Raw genomic sequence first — 20,130 nt, 5'->3', positions numbered from 1 at the left:
GCGGCAGTCTACAGCGGACCGGCGCCGCGCGCCGCTCCCCGGATCGCGGCGGCGACGTCGGCCGCCTGCCGCGCGGCCGCGACGTCGTGGACGCGCACCAGCTCCACGCCGGCCAGCACGCACGCGGTCACCGCCGCGAGCGTACCGGGCAGGCGCTCCGCCGCGGGCGCCCCGGTGATCTTCCCGATGAAGCTCTTGCGCGAGGGCCCCACCAGCAGCGGGCACCCGAGCCGCCGGAGCTCGCCGAGCCGCGCCAGCAGCTCCAGGCTGTGCCGGGCGTCCTTCGCGAAGCCGAGCCCGGGGTCGAGCACCACGCGGTCGCGCGGGATGCCGGCCGCCTCGGCCCGGGCCAGCGCGGCGGCCAGCTCGGCGGTGACCTCGCCGACCACGTCCGCGTACACCGCGCGCGAGGCCATGTCGGCGAACGTGCCGCGCATGTGCTGGAGCACGATCGGCACGCCGGCCGCGGCGACCACGCCCGCCATCTCCGGGTCGCCGAGGCCGGTCACGTCGTTCACCAGGTCCGCGCCGGCCGCGAGCGCCTCGCGCGCCACCCGCGCCTTCCAGGTGTCCACCGAGATCGGGAGCGCGAACCCGCGCGCGCGCAGCGCGGCGATCACCGGCACCACCCGCCGCAGCTCCTCCTCGGCGGTCACCGGCGGCGCGCCGGGCCGGGTGGACTCGCCGCCCACGTCCACCAGGTCGGCGCCCTCGTCCGCGAGCCGCAGCGCGTGCGCCACCGCCGCGTCGCGCTCGAGGAACCGGCCGCCGTCCGAGAACGAGTCGGGGGTCGCGTTCACGATCCCCATGACGAAGGGGCCAGGCCCGTCGAAGAGCCTGGCCCCGATCCGCATCCGCATCGCGACGTCGTCTCCGGCCGGCGCCCGCCGGGGCGGGCGCCGCGGCCGATCAGGCCTTGCCCGCCGCCGGCACGCCGCCCACCGCGTCGAGCAGCCCGCCGCGCTTCCCGCCCTTCTCGGCGGGCGTCGGCACCATCGGCTTCGCCGGCGGAGGCCGGCTGATCGTCCCGCCGCCGAGCAGCACGTCGATGTCCGCCGCGTCGAGCGTCTCGTACTCGATGAGCGCGTCGGCGATGGCGTTCAGCAGCGGCTGGTTCTCGAGCAGGACCTTCTTCGCCCGCTCGTACTGCTCGGTGACGATCCGGTGCACCTCGGCGTCGATGTCGCGCGCCGTCTGCTCGGAGTACGTGTGCGCGGTCGCCATCTCGCGGCCGAGGAAGACCTCGCCCTCCTTCTTGCCGAAGGCGAGCGGGCCCATCTTCTCGCTCATGCCCCACTCGCAGACCATGGAGCGGGCCAGGTTGGTCGCGACCTCGATGTCGTTCCCGGCGCCGGTGGTCTTCTGGCCGAAGGTGATCTCCTCGGCGAGCCGGCCGCCCATCAGGATGGCCACCTGGTTCAGCGCGAACTCCTGGTTCAGGTTGAGCCGGTCCTCCTGCGGGAGCTGCTGGGTCAGGCCCAGCGCGCGGCCGCGGGGGATGATGGTCACCTTGTGCACCGGGTCGGTGCCCGGGAGGATCTTCGCGACCAGCGCGTGCCCCGCCTCGTGGATGGCGGTGGTGCGCTTCTCCTTCTCGGAGATGATCATCGAGCGCCGCTCGGTGCCCATGATGACCTTGTCCTTCGCGAACTCGAAGTCCTCGATGGCGAGCTTCTCCTTGTTGCGCCGCGCGGCGTAGAGCGCCGCCTCGTTCACGAGGTTCTCGATGTCGGCGCCGGAGAAGCCCGGGGTCCCGCGCGCGATCTGGGTGAGGTCCACCTGCGTGTCGAGCGGGGTCTTCTTGGTGTGCACCTTGAGGATGCCGAGCCGGCCGTTGAGGTCGGGGCGCGGCACCACGATGCGGCGGTCGAAGCGGCCCGGGCGCAGCAGCGCCGGGTCGAGCACGTCGGGCCGGTTGGTGGCGGCGATGAGGATGACGCCCTCGTTCGACTCGAAGCCGTCCATCTCCACGAGCAGCTGGTTCAGCGTCTGCTCGCGCTCGTCGTGGCCGCCGCCCAGGCCGGCGCCGCGGTGGCGACCGACCGCGTCGATCTCGTCGATGAAGATGATGCAGGGGGCGTTCTTCTTGCCCTGCTCGAACAGGTCGCGCACGCGGCTCGCGCCGACGCCCACGAACATCTCCACGAAGTCCGAGCCGGAGATGGAGAAGAACGGGACGCCCGCCTCGCCGGCCACGGCGCGCGCGAGCAGCGTCTTGCCGGTGCCCGGCGGGCCCATCAGCAGCACGCCCTTCGGGATGCGGCCGCCGAGGCGCGTGAACTTCTTCGGGTCCTTCAGGAAGGAGATGATCTCCTCGAGCTCGTCGCGCGACTCGTCGATGCCGGCCACGTCCGCGAACGTGATCTTGTTGTGGTGCTCGGTCATCAGCTTCGCGCGCGACTTCCCGAAGCTCATCGCCTTCCCGCCGCCGGATTGCAGCTGGCGCATGAAGAAGAAGATGAGCAGGAACACGAAGACGAGCGGCAGGTACTGCAGCACCACCGTCACCCAGAGCGAGTTCTGCTCGGGCTTCTGGTACGTCAGGTTGACGCCCTTCTCGCGCAGCTTCTCGGCGATGGTCGCCGAGGCGTCGATGGGCCCGGTGGTCACGAAGTCCGAGCCGTCGCGCAGGTGGCCGAAGTAGTCGAGGTCCTTGACGGTGACCTCCTTCACCTCGCCCGCCTCGACCTTGGACATGAACTGCGACCAGTTGTAGGACTTCGCTTCGCGCCCCCGCTGCTCGAACAGCTTCCAGAGCGCGATGAACATCACGATCAGGAAGACCCAGAGCAGGGCGGTCTTGTAGGACTGTCGCAAGGCTCGATTTCCCCTTCGGTGGAGCGTCGATCGACCGGAACCGACGGCGAGGTCCGACTCTTCCGCACCGCGCCCCGCGCCGCCAGGCGTCCGGCCAGGCGACGCCCGGGCCAGGTGCCCGTTATAACAGGCCCTCACCCCCTTTGCAGTACGAGCCGTCCGTCCCCGGCGCGGCCGAAATGCGCACGCGCAGCCCGGCGCCCGAAGGGCCCAGCCCTTCCGCGACCGCCCCCAGCTCCGGAACGGCCAGGACGGCGCCCCCGGGTGCGGCGAGGAGCACCAGCCGATCCCGGGCCTCGCGCGGCACCTTCCGGTCGATGAGCCAGCGCTTCAGCTTCGTCCCGCCCGGCCCGCGGTCCGGGCGGAAGCGGTCCCCCGGGCGGCGGGTGCGGAGCGTGAGGGGCCAGGGCACCGCGTCCGGCCGCGCCGCGCCGACCTCCACCCAGACCCGCAGCGCCGGCAGCGCGTACCTCCCCGGCCCCGGGACCTCCACCGGCGCGACCTCCGGGGCCGGCGCCCCGGGGCCCGCGAGCAGCTCCAGCCGCCCGTAGCGGCACCGCGCGCGCCGCCCTCCCGGGAGCGCGGTCTCGCCGGGCCGCCCGCGCCGGAGCAGCGCCAGCACCGCCGCCACGTGCCGCGCCTCGAGCGCCCGGCCGCTGCCGGTCGCCGCCCGCCAGAGCCGGCGCACCACCCGCCGCCGCACCGCGATCGGCTCGCCGCGGAGCGCCGCCAGGTCCACCGCGGCGCCGTCCCCGGCGACCGCGCGCGCCCTCCGGTCGAGCGCGCGCTCGTCCTCGCGGGCCAGGTCGGCGGCGCGGGCCAGCGCGCGGTCCGCCGCGGGCGCCACCGCCCGGAGCAGCGGCCAGAGCTCGAGCCGGAGCCGGTTCCGCGCGTAGCGGGGCGCGGCGTTGGTGGGGTCGTCGCCCCAGCCCAGCCCGAGGGCCCGCAGGTAGGCGTTCCCCTCCTCGCGCGTGCGGTCGATGAGCGGCCGGATCACCTCCCCGCGCCGCGGCGGGATCGCGGCGAGCCCGCGGGCGCCGGCGCCGCGGAGCAGGCGCAGCAGCACGGTCTCGGCCTGGTCGCCGAGGGTGTGGCCGGTCGCGATCCGCGTCGAGCCGGCGCGGGCCGCCGCCTCGCGCAGCGCCGCGTAGCGCACGCGGCGCGCCTCGGCCTGCACGTTGCCGGCCTTCACCGCGAGGCGCCGCTCCTCGAGCGGCACGCCGAGCCGCGCGCAGGCGCCGCGGGCCGAGGCCGCCTCGGGCTCGCTGCCCGTCCGAAGCCCGTGGTCGAGGTAGAGCGCCCGCACCTCGGCGAGCGCCCCCGCGTCGCGCAGCGCGGCCAGGGCGGCGAGCAGCGCGGTGGAGTCGGCGCCGCCGGAGAGGGCGACGAGCACGCGGTCCGCGGGGCCGAACAGGCGCCGGCGCCGGGCGGTCTCGAGCACGGCGGCGGGGTACGGGTGGAGTTCAGGGGATCGCATGGAGGAGGGGCTCCTCGGCCCCGGCGCGGAGGCGCGCGGGTCGGGCCCGCGCCGGGCCGCGGACCGAGGCGGGAATGCGATCGCCGGCCAGCGGGTTCGAGTGGCTGGAGCGCGCAGCCTGCCGCCTTCCCCGTCGTCGCGGCAAGTCGCGGGATCCGTTGTGGAATGCGATGTTGGGTCGCCGGTGTTGACGACCGCGCAGGATGAGACAAGTTTGTGGCGCTGGGCCTAGGGGTCCCCCCCCTCCCCCTCTGGGCCCACGGAGAGCCGGCAGCGATGCCGGCTCTCTTCTTTCCTGCCGCCCGATCCGGCCCATCGCCACGCCTCCGCCCCCAGCATCCGCGCGGGGATTTTCACGTTCGCGCCCGCCGTGCCGCGTCCCGGGCGAGCGAGACCCGGTCGCGCCAGCCTCACGGTGGGTGCGCCCCGTCGGGTGGATGAAAGCTTGACCGACGGAGCGATCCCAGCGTACAACGCCGTCGTTTGCCCCACAGCATGGAGCAGTGATGGCCGGCACCGACAAGCGCAAGCAGTCCCTGTACTTCCCCGAGGACATGCTGAACGAGATCCAGGCGGAAGCGAACCGGCAGGACCGGTCGCTCTCGTGGATCGTCCAGCAGGCCTGGCGCATCGCCCGCGGCGAGATCATGCGCTTCCCGTCCGTCAACGACGTGCTGTCCGGCGTCGCGCGGGAGGACGAGCGCGAGGAGAAGGGCATCTAGCCGCGGCCCTCGCCGCCGACGTCTCGAGAGCTTTTGCGAGCCCGCACCGGTCCATCCGGTGCGGGCTCGCCTTTTTTGCGTCGCCCTTTTGACCCGGGGCATGGGCGGGCAGTACCCTCGGCGTGCCCCGCCCCCGACCTGCCGATGCGAACGCCCCCCCTGCCCGACCCTGCCGCGGCGCCGTCCGAGGACGGCTTCGTGGAGCTCGACGACGACTCCTACGCGGCCCCCGCCGACCTCGACGGCGAAGGGCCGGCGCGCCCCCGCGCACCCTCGCCCGGCGCCTCGAGGCCGCCCCGCCGCTCCCGGGTGGCGCTCGTCGCCGGCGCGGGCCTGGTGCTGCTGCTCGGCGCCGCCCTGCTCGCCTACCGCGCGCACCACCGCCGGCAGGCGCTCCACGCCGGGATGCAGCGCGCCGAGGAGCTGATCCGCCTCGACACCGCGGCCGGATACCGCGAGGCGGCCGACCTGCTGGAGCCGCTCGCCGCGCTCGACCCGCTCGACGCCGCCAGCCTCCGCGCGTACGCGCTCGCGGCGCTGCACGTGGACTACCGCGACGAGGCCGCCGGCGCGCAGGCCGAGGCGCTCCTGGTCGAGCCGGGCCGCGCCGCCGAGGTGCCGCGCTGGGCCAGCCTGGCGAGCGGGTTGCTCGCGCTGTCGCGGCGCAGCCTCGGGGACGCCACCGCCGCGGCCGCCGCGGCGCAGGGCTCGGGCTTCGCCGACGCGCTGCAGGCGCGCATCGCGCTCGCGGCCGGCTCGCTCGCGGCCGCCGCGGACGCGGCCCAGGCCGCCGCCGCCGATCGCGCGCTGCCGGCCGGCCTCGCCCTCCACGGCGACGTGGCGCGCCGGGCGCGCGGAGACGCGGCCACCGCCCGCGCCGCCTACGCCGCCGCGCTGACGGCCTCGCCCACCCACCCGCGCGCCGCCTACGGGCTCGCCAAGCTGGCCCTGGCCGGCGAGGCGCCCGCGGCCGACGCGGTGAAGGCGCTCGAGCGGCTCGCGGCGGACGCCGCCGCCACGCCCGCGCCCGAGCGCGCCCGCGCGGCGCTGCACCTGGCGGCGCTGCGGATCCGCGCCGGCGATCGCGCCGCGGCCGCCGCGGCGCTCGACGGCGCCGGGCTCGCCCCGGGCGCGCGCGACTGGGCCGGCCGCGCCGCCGAGGTGGAGGCCCGCGCCCGCGGCCCGTATCGCGCCGTGGCCGGCGCGCCGCCCGCGGTGTCGAGCGCCTCCGACGACGATCCTGCCGTGGTGCCCGCGGTGCTCCCGCCCGAGCCCAGGCCCGAGCCGCCGCCGGCGCGGAAGCCGGCGGCGAAGCCCGCGCCGGTCCGCAAGGCGACCGCGGCGAAGGCCACCGCCAAGGCGGGGACCCGCAAGGCGGCCGCGCCGGCGAAGAAGCCCGCCTCCCGCACGGCGGGCAAGCGCACCTCGCGCACTGCCCGCTGATCAGGCAGCCGGACCGCGCCGCCGCCCCCGCCTGCCCGCAGGCGGGGCAGCGGCGTGCTGCGGACTCGGGCAGCGCACCACGAGCAGGTTCCGGAACGCCGCGGATCCGAGCACGCCGGGCGGGCACGGGCGCTGCAGAGCCCCGGGGAGCGCGCCCCCGCGCACCCTGCCCCGGAGGCTCCGTGAAGAAGGTCCTCGTCCCCCTGCTGCTGGCCCTGCCCGCGCTCGCGTCCGCCGCCGACCGGATCGACACCGGCGACACCGCCCTGGTCCTCGTCAGCGCCGGCCTGGTGATGCTCATGACCCCCGGCCTCGCCTTCTTCTACGGCGGCCTGGTCCGCGCCAAGAACGTGGTCCACACCATGAACCTCTCGATCGTCTGCATGGCGATCGTGGGCGTGCTCTGGGCGACCGTGGGGTACTCGCTCGCGTTCGCCCCCGGGCCCGGCGCGCTCGACCACGTGCTGGGCGGCCTGCGCTGGGCGGGCCTCGCCGGCGTGGGCGACGCGCCCGAGCCGTCCCTCGCCGCGACCGTGCCGCACTCCGCGTTCATGCTCTTCCAGGCGATGTTCGCGGTGATCACGCCGGCGCTCATCTCCGGCGCGCTGGTCGAGCGCATGCGCATCAAGGCGTACGTGCTGTTCGTCGCGCTGTGGAGCCTGGTGGTCTACGCGCCCGTGGCGCACTGGGTCTGGGCGCCGGGCGGCTGGCTGCGCAACCTCGGCGTGCTCGACTTCGCCGGCGGCACGGTGGTGCACGTGAACGCCGCCGCGGCGGCGCTGGTCGGCGCGGTGGTGCTGGGCAAGCGCCGCGGCCTGCGCGCCCCCACCGTGCTCCCGCACAACGTCCCGTTCGCGATCCTCGGCGCCGGCCTGCTCTGGTTCGGCTGGCTCGGGTTCAACGGCGGCAGCGCGCTGGCCGCGAACGGCCTCGCCAGCACCGCGTTCGCGAACACCTTCTTCGCCCCCGCGGCGGCGGCCGCCGCCTGGGGCCTCGCCGAGCTGCTGATGCACGGGAAGATCTCGGGCGTGGGCCTCGCCTCCGGCGCGGTGGCCGGCATGGTCGCGGTCACGCCGGCCGCCGGCTTCATCCGGCCCGGCGCGAGCCTGGTGCTGGGCGCGGTCGCGGCGCTCGCCTCCTTCGGCGCCATCCGGCTGCGCCCGCGCCTCGGGCTGGACGACGCGCTCGACGTCTTCGCGGTCCACGGCGTGGCGGCCACGCTCGGCGCGGTGCTCACCGGCGCGCTCGCCACCACCTCGGTGAACGCGGCCGGCGCCGACGCGAGCCTGGCGCTGGTGGGCAAGCAGGCCCTCGGCGTGGCCGTGACGCTGGTGTTCTCCGGCGGGCTCTCCTACGGGCTGTACCGGCTGGTGGCGCTCGTGACGCCGCTCCGCGCCGACGAGCAGGACGAGTGGTCCGGCCTCGACCAGGCGGAGGCCGGCGAGCGGGCCTACCTCTCCACGGATCTGGAGACGGCGGGCGCCACGCCGGGCGGTCCCGCGCACGCCCCGCTGCCGGTGGCGCGCCCGAGCCCAGGCTCCAGCGCCGCCTGATCCCGGCCCCACCGCGGCGACCCGCGCCCGCCCCCGGCCTCCGGGGGCGGGCGTTCACGTTTCGTGACCTCTCGGTGCGTGAACCCGCCGCGCGTGCTCGCGGCGCGCGCAGGCGGCTGCCCCGGCGGCGCTCATCGGCGGCCGCGGCCGCGGAAAACCCCGCCGGTTCCGGCCTCGTCGGCCGCGGCACGCGCGCTGCAAACCCGTCCGGGCGAGCGGTCACCCGGCCGCGACGACCACCACGGAGGATCTCACCCGATGAACAGTGCTCTGAAGGCGCTCGCGGTCGCAGCGCTCCTCGCCGTCGCGCAGGGTGCGCGGGCCACGCCGTCCACCACGTTCTGGACCCCGGCGACCACGTACACGCAGCCGGCCCTCGTCCCGCACCTCACGTACGACACCTACTTCGCCGAGCAGGGCGCGCTGCAGATCGACACCGGCCTGGAGCTGGGCCTGTTCAGCCTGCCCTACCTGCAGGCCGAGGCCGGCGTGGACTTCTTCTACCCGGGCGACACGAAGAAGTACGTGCAGCTGAACGCGAAGCTGACGCTGCCCGAGGGCGCGCTGGCGAGCTGGGCCCCGGGCCTCTCCGCCGGCATCGCCAACGCCGGGTTCGAGAAGGACGTGTCCGACTACCACCTCCTGCACGCGACGCTCGGGAAGACCACGCCGGTCGGCATCCTGGGCGTGGGTGGCTACTACGGCGCGGGCTCGAAGGCGCTCTGGACCGGCTCGGACGGCGGCGTGAACCGCGCCGGCTTCATGGCGAGCTGGGTCTCTCCGGACGTGACGCTGAGCCTGCCCGGCCTGCAGAAGATCGTCTTCCTGGCGGACGTCGCGACCGGGAAGAACTGGATGGGCGCGGCCGGCGGCGGCATCGGCCTGTACTTCACGCCGGCCGTGGACGTCCTCACCGGCCCGGTGTTCTTCCTCGACCACGACTACTACCGGGCCGCGACCGGCACCGACTGGATGTGGACGGTGCAGCTCGACGTGGACGTGGAGCTGCTCGCGAAGAAGTAGTGCGGGAGGCGCGCGTGGGTGCGCGTCGGGCGGGGCGCTCCGGGGGAGATCCGGGGCGCCTCGCCTCTTTCACCGCGCCTGGATCAGGCGGTCAGCTGCTCGAGGACGGTGTCGAACACCATCAGCTCGATGCGCTCGCGCTCGGCCGCCGTCAGGCCGACGAGCTGGAACGACGCGCGCACGTTGCCCTGCAGCGGCTTCACGTCGGTGACCCGCGCGCGGCACGCGAGCGTCTCGCCGCCGGGGAGCCGCATCGAGACCTTCACCTCGTCGCCCGCCGGCGGCGCCTTCGCGAGCAGGCAGGCGAACCCGCCGCTGGAGACGTCCACGGTCAGCGCGCGCGCGGCGGAGGTGAGCATGTCGAGGTCCACCTGGAGCGCGCGGGCCACGCGCAGCGCCTGGCGCGGCTGCTCCCCCGGCTTCAGGGTGAGCCGCTGGGCCGCGAGCAGCGCGCGCGCCAGCTCGTCGCGGCCGGCGCGGTAGACGTCGGCCTCCCGGCCGGCGAGCGTGCCGGCGCGCGCCTTCGCGTGCAGCGCGCGGAAGTCCTTCAACCAGTCGGCGAGGCTGCTCATGTGCGGTCCGCGGCTACAGCGCCTTCTTCAGCTCGGGCGCGGGCTTGAACCCGACCGTCTTGGTGGGGGCGATCTGGATCTCGGCGCCGGTCTGCGGGTTGCGGCCCACGCGGCCGGCCCGGCGCTTCACCACGAACGTGCCGAAGCCGGGCATGGTGAAGCGCTTGTCCTTGCGGATGCCCTTGGCCAGGTGCTCGAACACCGAGTCCACCAGGAGCGCCACCTGCCGCTTGGAGAGGTCGTCGTGGAGCGCCTGAACCTTCTCGATGAGGTCTGCCTTGGTCATGGAGCGCGCGTCCCCCGCGTGAAACCGCGCGAACGTAGCTTCCCGCTCCGGGAGCGTCAAGCCAGCGAAGCGATGGACACGCGCGCGCGGACGCGCAGCGCGGCTCACGTGATCCCGAGCAATGCGCGGGCCTCCGCCGGCGTGGCGGGCTCGCGCCCGGCGCGCCCCACCCGCTCCACCGCCAGCGACACCAGCTCGTCCGAGCCCTTCGCCAGCACGCCCTTGGCCGCGTAGAGGTTGTCCTCGAGGCCCACGCGCACATGGCCCCCCATCGGCGCCGCCAGCTCCACCATGGGGAGCTGGAAGCGCCCCACGCCCGCCACCGACCAGTGGACCGCCTCCGGCAAGCCCTCCACCAGGAAGCGCAGGTTCCGCTCGCTCGCCGCCATGCCGCCGGGGACGCCCAGCACGAACTGCACGTGGTAGGGCTGCGCCAGGTGGCCCTTCTCCAGCAGCCACCGCAGCGTGTCGAGCATGCCGGCGTCGTAGACCTCGCACTCGGGCACGAGGCGCCGCTCGCGCAGGCGCCCCGCCACCTTCACCAGGTCGGGCCGGGTGTTCACGAACACCTCGTCGCCGAAGTTCATGGTGCCCATGTTGAGCGTGCCCATCTCGGCGCCGTCCACCAGCGACCCGAGCCGCTCGTCGATCGACATGCCCACCGCGCCGCCGGTCGAGCACTGGATCACCACCGCGCTCCCGGCCGAGCGGATGCGGTCGATGATCTCGCGGAAGTGCTCCGGCGCCTGCGACGGGCGGCCGTCGGGCCAGCGCGCGTGCAGGTGGACCACCGCCGCGCCGGCCCGCCCCGCGTCCACCGCGGCGCGGGCGATCTCCTGCGGCGTGTAGGGGACGGCCGGGTTCTGGGCGCGGGTCACCTCGGCGCCGACCACCGCCGCGGTCACGATCGTCTTCTCGGCCATGAGGCCTCCCGGCCGCGCCCGGCGCGGCCGAACGGGTGGACCGGCTCAGCGCGCGAGGCGCTGCTTGTCCTTGGGGACGACGCAGGTGCCGGTGGCGCGGCACACCACCACCGGCTCCGCGAGCACCTCGGCGGCGGAGTCGGAGAGATCCGGCCGCGGCGAGACCACCTTGCGCGCCTCGAAGCGCATGGCGCGCGAGGTGCTCCCCACCTTCACGATCTCGCCCTCGGCCTCGACGTAGTCGCCGGCGTGGACCGGGGCGAGGAACTCCACCGAGTCGTAGGCGCGGAACAGGCCCTCGTCGCCGTCGTGGCGGATCAGCAACTCGGTGGCGAGGTCGCCGAACAGCGCCAGCATCCGCGCGCCGTCCACCAGGTTGCCGCCGTAGTGCGCGTCGGCCTGCGACATGCGCAGCCGCAGCGTCGCCTTCACCGGGGCCATCAGTGCATCTCCTTGCCCATGTGCTTCAGGACCGACCCGACCACGAAGTTCGCCACGTCCGAGGGCTTGGTGCCCGGGCCGAAGCCGGCGTCGTAGCCCAGCTCCAGCGCCAGCCGGTGGTCGATGCGCGGCCCGCCCAGGATGGCGGTGACGCGCTCGCGGATCCCGAGCCGCTCCAGCGCGTCGAGCAGCTGCCGCGCGTTCTCCTTGTGCACGTCGCGCTGGGTCACCACCTGCGAGACCAGCACCGCGTCGGCGTGGCGGTCGCGGCACAGCTCCGCGAGGCGCTGGTTCTCGACCTGCGCGCCGAGGTTGGTGGCGTCGAAGCAGGCGTAGCGCTCGAGGCCGTAGTCGCCGGCGAAGCCCTTCATGTTCATGATGGCGTCGATGCCGACCGCGTGGGCGTCGGAGCCGGTGCAGGCGCCCAGCACCACGATGCGCCGGCCCACCTCGCGCAGCGCGTAGGCGTTCAGCTCGTCGAAGCCCTTCTTGCGGACCACCACCTCGGGCACCTGGATGCGCCCGTAGTCCACCGCCACGGTGCTCCGCCCGTACACCACGAAGAACGTGTAGCGGTCGGCCGCCGCCTCCATGGCCGCCACGTGCACCTGCTCCAGCCCCATCTTGCGCGCCACCTCGGCGGCGGCCTCGCGGGCCCGCTCGCCGGGCGGGACCGGCAGTACGAACGAGAGCTGCACCACCCCGTCGTCGCGCCGGTCGCCGTACGGGCGCACCACCTGCCCCGGCTCCCACTCGTGCAGCGTCATGCCTGCCCCCCGATGCGCGCGCTGCTGGACAGCGTCCGCCAGGCGTCGATCGCCTCCGCGCCCGCGGGCGTGCGCGCGGTGAAGAACACCTGGTACTGGGTGCCGCCGTCGCAGGCCGCCCAGGCCCACACGTGCCAGCCGCCGGAGTCGCCCTCGAACGAGAACGCGCGGGCGCCGGCGAAGCGCGTCGGGTGGCGGCGGGTCCGCTCCATCGCCTCGCCGCGCTTCAGCACGGCCTCGGCGTCCGCCAGGCACGCCTGCTCGCCCTCGAACGGCCGCTCCGGCGTGGACACGTCGAGTCGGGCGCTCCCGTCCGGCGCCTCGAGCCGCAGGTTGCGCGCGGAGCCCGAGGCCCGCCACGCCTCGGGCGCCTCGAAGCGCAGCCCACCCACGGTGTAGACGAGCCAGCCGGCCCGGCCGGAGGGGACGCCCTCCGGCGCCGGCGACAGCGCCTCGCGGAGGCCGGCGCAGCCGCCCAGCAGCAGCGGCCCGAGCGCCAGGACCAGCGCGAGCGCCGCGCGCCGGGCCGATCGCGTGCGGATCATCGCGCGCCCTCCAGGATCTCCAGGAACGGGTTGAAGTACGCCGGGCCGCGGGTCACCACGCCGGACAGCCCCTTGCCGCCGTCCTCGGCGCGCGCCACGTCGCCGAAGCGCGCCCGGGCGATCGACGCGGGCAGGCCGTCGCGGGCCACCTCCTCGAGCAGCGCCAGCGCCTTGCCCAGCGTCTCCCGCGCGCGCGACTCCACCATGCCGCCCGGCCGGAACGTGATCTCGGCGCCCATCGAGCGCCAGGCCCGGTACACGTAGTCCGCGCCCTTCAGCGCCACGTAGCGGTCCATCAGGAAGGGGTTGTGCATGGCCTCGGTCATCATGCCGAGCAGCTGGATGCCCTGCCCGGTGACCCAGCCCACCACGTCGGACATCATGTCGTAGGCGTGGCTGAAGAAGATGTCGCCCTGCTTGTGCTTGGTGGGCGGCATGTACTTGATGGGCGCGTCGGGGAAGAGCGTCCGCACCAGCAGCGCCTGCGCCAGCTCGCGCGCGATGGTGTCCTCGCGCTCCGGGTCGATCTCGAAGCTGTGGCCGAGCCCGATGAGCCGGTCGGGCAGCCCGGCGCGGTGCGCGAAGCTCTCGTTCACGAACTGCGAGGCCACGACGGTGTGGGCCGCCTCGTCGGCGTCGGCGGTGGTGATGTAGTTGTCCTCGCCGGTGTTGATGAGGATGCCGGCCAGCGCGCAGATGCGGCGGGAGAAGTGCTGGTCGCACAGCGTCCGCTTCATGTTGATGTCGCGGAACAGGATCCCGTACATCGCGTCGTTGAGCAGCATGTCGAGCCGCTCCCACGCCGCCGAGAACGCGATCTCCGGCATGCACAGGCCGGAGGAGTAGTTGGTGAGGTGGACGTAGCGGCGGAGCTTGCGCGACTCGTCGTCGAGCGCCTCGCGCATGATCCGGAAGTTCTCCTGGGTCGCGTAGGTCCCGCCGTAGCCCTCGGTGGTGGCGCCGTGGGGCACGTAGTCGAGCAGCGACTGCGCGGTGGAGCGGATCACCGCGATGACGTCGGCGCCGGCCTGCGCCGCGGCGCGGGCCTGCTCCACGTCGTCGTGGATGTTGCCGGTCGCGACGATGAGGTACTTGTGCGGCCGCGGCCCCACGCCGAGCTCCCCGCGGAGCGCGTCGCGCGCCTTCACCCGCCCGAGCAGCTCGTCCACGCCGGCCCGCGCCTCGGCCCGCATCTCCGCCAGCAGCGCCTGCTCCTCGGCGGGCGGCAGCGGCTCGGGGTCGGCGGGGAGCGCGGCCATCCGCTCGACCACGGCGAGCGGATCGGTGGCGCCCCGGCGCATGACGTAGCCCATCCAGTAGGCGGCGCCGCGGTGCAGCAGCCTCTTCTCGTGGAGCGCGTCCACCGCCATGTTCACCAGCGGTACGCCGCGCGGCCCCGCGTCGTGCAGGCCGAACAGGCGCAGCACCGTGCGCTCGATCGAGACGGTGGTGTGCCGCCCGACGAACTCGAGGACCGGGGCGGTGATGCGGTCGGCGAGCGCGCGGCAGCGCTCGACCTGGGCGCGATCGAGGTGGAGATCCGGGACGTGACGGCCGTCGCTGAGCTGCATGGCGGCTCATGGATTAGGCCGTCGTGCCCTGATGGGCAAGCTTCCAGCCGGGCCCTGCCGGGTGGTCCAGGACGCCCGCCGCGGCGCGGCGCGCGCCTCAGGCGATGCGCCCGCCGCCCACCACCTCGTCCCCGTCGTAGAAGACCGCCGCCTGCCCCGGCGCCACGCCGCGCACCGGCCGCGCCAGGCGGACCTCCGCGCCCGCGCCGCCCGCCCGCGCGCGCACCGTGCCGCGCTCGCCCTCGTGCCGGTGGCGCACCTTCACCCGCAGCTCGACGGCGCCCCCGGGCGGCGCGCCGGACACCCAGGTCGCCTCGCGCACCTCGAAGCGATCGCGCGAGGCCTCCTCGGCGCTCCCCACCACCACCCGCGCGGCCGCGGCGTCCAGCCGGACCACGTAGCGCGGCGCCGGGCCCGCGAGCCCGAGCCCGCGGCGCTGCCCCACGGTGAACCGGTGCACGCCGTCGTGCCGGCCCAGCACCTCGCCCGCGGTGGAGACGATCTCGCCCGGCCGGACCCGCGCCGGCGCGCGCAGCGCCACGAAGTCCCCCGCGTCGCCGAGGGTCACGAAGCAGATCTCCTGCGAGTCCGGCTTCTCCGCCACCGCCAGGCCGGCGCGCGCGGCCTCGGCCCGCACCGCGGGCTTCGCCAGCGCGCCCACCGGGAACAGCACGTCGCCGAGCGCGTCCTGGCCCAGGCCGTAGAGGAAGTAGCTCTGGTCCTTCGCCGGATCCGCGGCGGTGAGCAGGCGGCGACGCCCTCCCCGCTCCTCGACGCGGGCGTAGTGCCCGGTGGCGAGCTTCGCGCCGAGGGCCCGCGCCCGGGCCAGGAGCCAGTCGAACTTCACCTCGGTGTTGCAGGCGACGCACGGGTTGGGCGTGCGGCCCTCGACGTAGTCGTCCACGAAGCGGTCGATGACGCGCTCGCGGAAGCGGGCCTCGACGTTGGCGACGTAGAACGGGATGCCCAGGCGCCGCGCCGCCGCGCGCGCGTCCTCGACGTCGTCCGGCGCGCAGCAGGACCGGCCGCGGGCCGCGTCGGAGTAGTCGGCCACGCGCATGGTGACGCCGATCACCTCGTGCCCCTCGCCGGCGAGGAGGGCGGCGGCGGTCGAGCTGTCGACCCCGCCCGACATGGCGACCAGGATGCGCATGAGAGGTCCGGACGCGGGGGTGTACCGCCGGCCGCGGCCCGGATCAACCGAGCGAGGCGCTGGGCGGCGCCGCCGGATCGGCGGGGGGCTGATCGGCCGGGCGGACCGGGATGTCCAGCACGAACTTGCAGCCGTTGAACTGGCGGGCCGCGCTCGCCGGCTGGGTGCGCGGCGGGCTCTCCACCCAGACGCGCCCGCCGTGGGCCTCCGCGATGCGCCGCGCCACCGGCAGCCCCAGCCCGGAGCCCGGCAGCCGGGCGTCCTCCCCCGCCCGCGCCGCCGCGTGGTGCAGCGGCTCGAACACCCGCTCCAGCTCGGCCGCGCCGATGCCCGGGCCCTGGTCGTAGACCGTGAAGCGCAGGCGCCCCGGCTCGCGCCCGACCTCGACCAGCACCTCGGCGCCGTGCGGCGAGAACTTCACCGCGTTCGACACGAGGTTCGAGAGCGCCTGCCGGAGCTTGCGCGCGTCGGCGAGCACCGCCCCGCCGCCCGCGTGCGACACCGCCACGTGCAGCCGCGCGTCGCGGATGGCCGGCCGGTGCTCGGCCACCACCTCGTCCGCGAGCTGGTCCGGCACCACCGGCGCCTCGACGATGGGCGCGCGCCCGGCCTGCAGGCTCGCGAAGTCGGACAGGTTGTCCACGATGCGGCTGAGCCGCGCCACCGAGCCGAGCATCGACTCCACGATCCGGCGCTGCTGCGGCTGGAGCGGGCCGAGCTTGTCCGACTGGAGGATGCGCAGGTAGCCGGCGAGCGGCGTGAGCGGCGTGGACAGCTCGTGCGCGAGGTTGTGCATGAACGCGCTCTTCAGGCGGTCCACCTCGAGCAGCCGCTCGGTGGCGCGGCGCTCGCCCGCGACCGCCGACTCGAGCTGCGCCGCCAGCGTGCCCGAGAACGCGCGCAGCCCGGCCCGCTCGCCGTCCTCGCTGAGCCGCTCGCGCTTGCCGGCGAGGAACGCGCGCACCTCCTCGCCCAGCCGCGCGTCCGGCTCGCGCGAGGCGAAGCCGTCGGCGCCGGCCGCGAGCGCGAGGTCGTGGTCCTCCTGCGTCTCGCCGAGCGCCACGAACGGCACCGCCTGCAGCGACCGCTCGCGCTTCAGCCGCGCCGCTAGGGCGTGACCCTCGAGATCCGGGAGGCGCAGGTCGGCGACGATCACGTCCGGCGGGAGCGAGAGAGCGCGCGCGATCGCGTCGAGCCCGGAGCCGCTCGCGTCCACCGCGAAGCCCTCGGCCTCGAGCAGGGCTCGCGCCCGGTCGCGGCGCGGCCCGTCCTCCTCGATGAGCAGCACCCGCGGCGCCATCTCGAACCCCGCCTGAATTATAAGGCCCCGCCCCGGCCGGCCCACCACCGGCGGAGCTCGGCCTCGAGCGCGTCGGGCGTGTTCCGGGCGGGATCCTCCAGCACCCGGTCGAGCAGGTGGTGGAGCGCCTCGCCGACGTGGGGTCCCGGTCCCTGGCCGAGGAGCGCCATCACCGCGCGCCCATCCAGGGCGAGATCGCCGGCCGCGAGCGGCGGCGCCGCCGCGAGCTGCGCGTCGATGGCCGCCCGCGCGCGCCGGACCTCCTCCGCGGCCGCGGCGTGGCGCGCCGGCGGGAGCGTGCGGAGCTCCGCCGACACCAGCTCGAACACCGACGGCACGCGCTGCGGCCCGGTGCGCGCGAGCCACCGCCGGATGTCCGCCGGCGCGTCCGGCAGCGCGGCCGGGTGGCGCGCCGCCGGGCAGGCGTACGCCCGCAGCAGCGTCCCGACCTCCTCGGAGAGGCGCCGGGGGAGCCGCAGGCCGAACACGATCCTGGCCGCCTCCTCCGGGCCAACCCCGTGCAGCAGCGCCGCGAAGCGCAGCGCCGGCTCGGCGGGAGCGTGCCCGGCCACCGCGACCGCGTGGCGGTACGCGGCGAGCGGGAGCGCCGCGAGCGCCGGGACCACCACGCCGAGCAGCCCGGTGCGGCGGAGCAGCAGCAGCGCCGGGCCGGGGTGCGACGCGAGCACGAGCCGCGACAGCTCCTCGGCGACCCGCTCCACGCTCACCTTGCGGACCACCTCCAGCGCGCCCGGGATGGCGGCGCGGGTGGCGGGGTCGAGCCGGTAGCCGAGCTGCGCCGCGAAGCGGACCGCGCGCATCGCGCGGAGCCCGTCCTCGCCGAAGCGGGCGGCCGGATCGCCGACCGCCCGGATGCGCCGGCGGCTCATGTCCACGCGGCCGTCGAACGGATCGCGGAAGTCCGCCTGGAGCGGATCGTACGCCATCGCGTTCATGGTGAAGTCGCGCCGGGCCAGGTCCGCCTCGAGCTCGGCCAGGAACGTGACCGTGGCCGGACGGCGGCCGTCCACGTAGTCGCCCTCCCCGCGGAAGGTGGTGACCTCGACCTTCTCGTCGCCCACCAGCACGGTGACGGTCCCGTGGTCGATGCCGGTGGGGATGACGCGCCGGAACAGCGCCATGACCTGCTGCGGGGTGGCGGGCGTGGCGACGTCGAAGTCGGTGGCGGCGCGCGGCCGGTGCAGCAGCACGTCGCGCACGGCCCCGCCCACCAGCCACGAGCGGTGCCCCGCGGCGGCGAGCCGGCGGAGCACGTCCAGGATCGCCTCGGGGAAGCGCGCCTGCTCGAGGGCGGCAGGGGGCCGCATCAGTGCATCCGGCGCAGCTCCTCGCCGGCGCGATCGAGGAGGCGGAAGTAGAGGCGGATGAGCGCGAGGCGCGTGCCCTCGTCGAGCGTGCCCACGGCGCCGCGGGCCACCGGGAGCGGGTCGCGGCAGATGGTGAGCAGCGCCTCGCCGAGCGCGTCGGCCTCCTCGCGCGTGACCGGCTCGTCCGGCACCGCGTACGCCGCGCGGATCTGGTCGGGCTCGAAGAGCACGTGGTGCCCCCGCAGGCCCTCCTCGATGATGACCGCCAGGCGCCCGGGCGCGAGCGACGCGAGCTTCTCCTCCATCCTCACAGGCCTCCACCGTGTCCGACGAGCGAGCGGGCGCAACGTAACCCGAAACGCGGCGGGCGGGGCGAGGATCCGCGGCCGGAGGAGCGCGCGCCCGGCCGGGCGGCCGGACGCGCGATTCCGGACGATGTCGAGGGGCTGCGGCGCCGCGGCGGATCAGAGCCGCGACGGGAAGATGCCCTGCGTGCAGATGACGTAGGTGAGGCCGTTCGGGGCCGCCTGCCGGAGGTCCGGGAGCGCGAACGTCGTCCGGCCGTCGCCGCCGTAGAGGGTCCCGAGGAGCGCGAACAGCGCGGTGTTCACGTTGATCGGGAGGATCTGCCCGCGCGCCGGCGTCGCGCCCGCGACCGAGCCCGCGACCAGCCACACCTCGCCGATCGTGCACTCGCGACCGCGCCCGTCCACCGCGTAGCCGGGTTCGCCGAAGCGCGAGTCCGGCCCCGGAGGCCCCTCGGGGCCCTGCGGGCCGACAGGGCCCGGAGGTCCCTGGAGCCCGGTGAGCCCCATCGGCCCCGCGACGCCTGCGGGTCCCACCGGGCCCGCAGGCCCGATCGGCCCGGGATCCCCCTGCGGCCCCGGCGGCCCCGCCGGCCCCTGGGGCCCCTCCGGCCCCTGCAGCCCCGCCTGCCCCGCCGACCCGGCGTCGCCCGTCGAGCCCTTGCACCCTGCGAGCGCCACGACCAGCGCGGCGACCTGCCATGTCCTTCTCACGATCACGCGAACCCACCTCCTGTGGAGCCGGAGGCATACGGTGGGTCCGCGCGCTCGCTCCAGGGGCCAGGCGGGATGGGTGTCCCCGCCCGCCACGTCGGCGGGGGACAGCGGCGGCTCGCGTCGTGCCGTCGCCGTCGGCCGCGTCGTCCCGGCGTTCACGCCAGCCCGTACTTCTTCAGGCGATCGATGAGCACGGTCCGCGCCATGCCGAGCCGGCGGGCGGCCTCCGACTGGTTCCCGCCTGCGGCGGCGAGCGCCGCGGCGATGATCCGCCGCTCCAGCCCGTCGAGCTGCTCCCGGAGCGTCAGCCCCTCGACCGGAGGCGCCCGCGCCGCGTCGGGCGCGGCGTCGCGCGGCGGGCTGGCCGGCGCGGCCGGACACGCGGGGACGAACGCGTCCGGCCCGAGCACCGGCCCCTGGCCGAGCGCGACCATGCGCGCGATCGCGTTCTCGAGCTGGCGGACGTTGCCGGGCCACGCCTCGGCCTTCAGCCGCTCCACGAGCGCGGGCGAGAGCCGGACCCGGTCCACGCCGAGGCGCGCGCCGAGGTCGCGCGCGAGCGCCGCCGCGAGCCCGGGCAGGTCCTCGCGGCGCTCCCGGAGCGGCGGCACCACCAGCTCCACCACCGCGAGCCGGTAGTAGAGGTCCTCGCGGAAGCGGCCGGCCCGCACCTCCGCGGCGAGGTCGCGGTTCGTGCACGCCACCACCCGCACGTCCACGCGCTCGACGCGCCCGGCGCCCACCGGCTGGAGCTCGCCCTCCTGCAGCGCGCGGAGGAGCTTCGGCTGGAGCGCCTGCGGGAGCTCGCCGATCTCGTCGAGCACCAGCGTGCCGCCGTCCGCCGCCGAGAAGAAGCCGCGGCGGGACTCGACCGCGCCGGTGTAGGCGCCGCGCGCCGCGCCGAACAGCTCCGCCTCCGCGAGCGCCGCCGGGATCGCGGCGCAGTTGCAGCGGACCAGCGGCCCCGCGGCGCGGCGGCTCCGGGCGTGGAGCAGCGACGCGATCCGCTCCTTGCCCGTGCCGGTCTCGCCCCGGAGCAGCACGGTGACGTCCCGCGGCGCGACCCGCGCCACCTCCGCGAGGAGGCGCCGCATCGGCGCGGACTCCGCCACCAGGCCGCCCTCTTCCCCGCCGCGCGCGCGTCGCGCCTCGACGAGCGTCATGGGTCGCATCGACCGTCCCTCCGT

General features: G+C 75.8%; 20 protein-coding genes. 4 read left to right on the top strand and 16 right to left on the bottom strand.

What is annotated here, in order from left to right; translation table 11 throughout:
* Window positions 1-8 precede the first annotated feature (8 nt).
* From folP to tilS, 3 genes are all read right to left on the bottom strand, one after another.
* Window positions 9-860, bottom strand: coding sequence for a dihydropteroate synthase (gene folP, locus ADEH_RS07730; protein ID WP_011420552.1), 852 nt, complete (start codon window positions 858-860; stop codon window positions 9-11).
* 49 nt (window positions 861-909) lie between these two features.
* On the bottom strand, window positions 910-2,817 hold the full coding sequence (gene ftsH, locus ADEH_RS07725; protein ID WP_011420551.1) for an ATP-dependent zinc metalloprotease FtsH: 1,908 nt from the start codon (window positions 2,815-2,817) through the stop codon (window positions 910-912).
* 121 nt (window positions 2,818-2,938) lie between these two features.
* Window positions 2,939-4,294, bottom strand: coding sequence for a tRNA lysidine(34) synthetase TilS (gene tilS / locus ADEH_RS07720; protein ID WP_011420550.1), 1,356 nt, complete (start codon window positions 4,292-4,294; stop codon window positions 2,939-2,941).
* A 506-nt stretch (window positions 4,295-4,800) separates the two neighbouring features.
* Here tilS and ADEH_RS07715 point away from each other — a divergent pair.
* The 4 genes from ADEH_RS07715 (at window position 4,801) to ADEH_RS07700 (ending at window position 9,035) form a co-directional block, all read left to right on the top strand.
* Window positions 4,801-5,016, top strand: a complete 216-nt coding sequence (locus ADEH_RS07715) for a TIGR04563 family protein (protein ID WP_011420549.1) — start codon at window positions 4,801-4,803, stop codon at window positions 5,014-5,016.
* Window positions 5,017-5,160: 144 nt separating this feature from the next.
* Entirely contained in the window at window positions 5,161-6,459 is a 1,299-nt protein-coding gene (locus tag ADEH_RS07710; RefSeq protein WP_011420548.1) for a hypothetical protein, read from the top strand.
* Between the two features lie 182 nt (window positions 6,460-6,641).
* Complete coding sequence (locus ADEH_RS07705; RefSeq protein WP_011420547.1) at window positions 6,642-8,012, top strand: ammonium transporter; 1,371 nt, start codon at window positions 6,642-6,644, stop codon at window positions 8,010-8,012.
* 258 nt (window positions 8,013-8,270) lie between these two features.
* The gene (locus tag ADEH_RS07700) at window positions 8,271-9,035 is read left to right on the top strand and encodes a hypothetical protein (RefSeq protein WP_011420546.1); all 765 of its coding nucleotides are present in this window, start codon (window positions 8,271-8,273) and stop codon (window positions 9,033-9,035) included.
* An 83-nt stretch (window positions 9,036-9,118) separates the two neighbouring features.
* Here the strand turns inward: ADEH_RS07700 and ADEH_RS07695 are convergent, their stop codons facing one another.
* The 13 genes from ADEH_RS07695 to ADEH_RS07635 all read right to left on the bottom strand — a co-directional run bounded on the left by ADEH_RS07695 (window position 9,119) and on the right by ADEH_RS07635 (window position 20,115).
* A complete protein-coding gene (locus ADEH_RS07695) occupies window positions 9,119-9,607 on the bottom strand; it encodes a PilZ domain-containing protein (protein WP_011420545.1) in 489 nt (162 codons plus the stop codon).
* Window positions 9,608-9,620: 13 nt separating this feature from the next.
* Window positions 9,621-9,893 (bottom strand): HU family DNA-binding protein, encoded by a 273-nt coding sequence (locus tag ADEH_RS07690; protein WP_011420544.1) that lies wholly within the window; start codon window positions 9,891-9,893, stop codon window positions 9,621-9,623.
* A 104-nt stretch (window positions 9,894-9,997) separates the two neighbouring features.
* A complete protein-coding gene (locus ADEH_RS07685; RefSeq protein ID WP_011420543.1) occupies window positions 9,998-10,816 on the bottom strand; it encodes a 3-keto-5-aminohexanoate cleavage protein in 819 nt (272 codons plus the stop codon).
* 45 nt (window positions 10,817-10,861) lie between these two features.
* Entirely contained in the window at window positions 10,862-11,248 is a 387-nt protein-coding gene (locus ADEH_RS07680) for a hotdog domain-containing protein (protein WP_269529109.1), read from the bottom strand.
* A gap of 8 nt (window positions 11,249-11,256) precedes the next feature.
* Window positions 11,257-12,024, bottom strand: coding sequence for an OAM dimerization domain-containing protein (locus ADEH_RS07675; RefSeq protein ID WP_011420541.1), 768 nt, complete (start codon window positions 12,022-12,024; stop codon window positions 11,257-11,259).
* On the bottom strand, window positions 12,021-12,569 hold the full coding sequence (locus ADEH_RS07670; RefSeq protein WP_011420540.1) for a hypothetical protein: 549 nt from the start codon (window positions 12,567-12,569) through the stop codon (window positions 12,021-12,023). Before ADEH_RS07670 ends, ADEH_RS07675 begins: the two co-directional genes overlap by 4 nt.
* Window positions 12,566-14,140: a lysine 5,6-aminomutase subunit alpha gene (locus tag ADEH_RS07665; RefSeq protein ID WP_011420539.1), complete on the bottom strand. Its 1,575-nt coding sequence runs from the start codon at window positions 14,138-14,140 to the stop codon at window positions 12,566-12,568. The genes ADEH_RS07670 and ADEH_RS07665 overlap by 4 nt, the downstream gene beginning before the upstream one ends.
* A gap of 97 nt (window positions 14,141-14,237) precedes the next feature.
* Complete coding sequence (gene mnmA, locus ADEH_RS07660) at window positions 14,238-15,293, bottom strand: tRNA 2-thiouridine(34) synthase MnmA (protein WP_011420538.1); 1,056 nt, start codon at window positions 15,291-15,293, stop codon at window positions 14,238-14,240.
* A gap of 43 nt (window positions 15,294-15,336) precedes the next feature.
* A complete protein-coding gene (locus ADEH_RS07655; protein ID WP_011420537.1) occupies window positions 15,337-16,593 on the bottom strand; it encodes a hybrid sensor histidine kinase/response regulator in 1,257 nt (418 codons plus the stop codon).
* 17 nt (window positions 16,594-16,610) lie between these two features.
* Entirely contained in the window at window positions 16,611-17,921 is a 1,311-nt protein-coding gene (locus ADEH_RS07650; RefSeq protein ID WP_011420536.1) for a CCA tRNA nucleotidyltransferase, read from the bottom strand.
* Complete coding sequence (locus ADEH_RS07645) at window positions 17,921-18,226, bottom strand: hypothetical protein (RefSeq protein WP_012526402.1); 306 nt, start codon at window positions 18,224-18,226, stop codon at window positions 17,921-17,923. The genes ADEH_RS07650 and ADEH_RS07645 overlap by 1 nt, the downstream gene beginning before the upstream one ends.
* A 159-nt stretch (window positions 18,227-18,385) precedes the next feature.
* A complete protein-coding gene (locus ADEH_RS23455; RefSeq protein ID WP_232287489.1) occupies window positions 18,386-18,634 on the bottom strand; it encodes a phage tail protein in 249 nt (82 codons plus the stop codon).
* 464 nt (window positions 18,635-19,098) lie between these two features.
* The gene (locus tag ADEH_RS07635) at window positions 19,099-20,115 is read right to left on the bottom strand and encodes a sigma 54-interacting transcriptional regulator (RefSeq protein ID WP_011420534.1); all 1,017 of its coding nucleotides are present in this window, start codon (window positions 20,113-20,115) and stop codon (window positions 19,099-19,101) included.
* Window positions 20,116-20,130: the final 15 nt, after the last annotated feature.

The organism is Anaeromyxobacter dehalogenans 2CP-C, assembly GCF_000013385.1.
In the GTDB taxonomy this organism is placed as follows: domain Bacteria; phylum Myxococcota; class Myxococcia; order Myxococcales; family Anaeromyxobacteraceae; genus Anaeromyxobacter; species Anaeromyxobacter dehalogenans_B.
The sequence above is the reverse complement of the archived record's forward strand: the minus strand, read 5'-3'. Positions and strand labels throughout refer to the sequence as shown.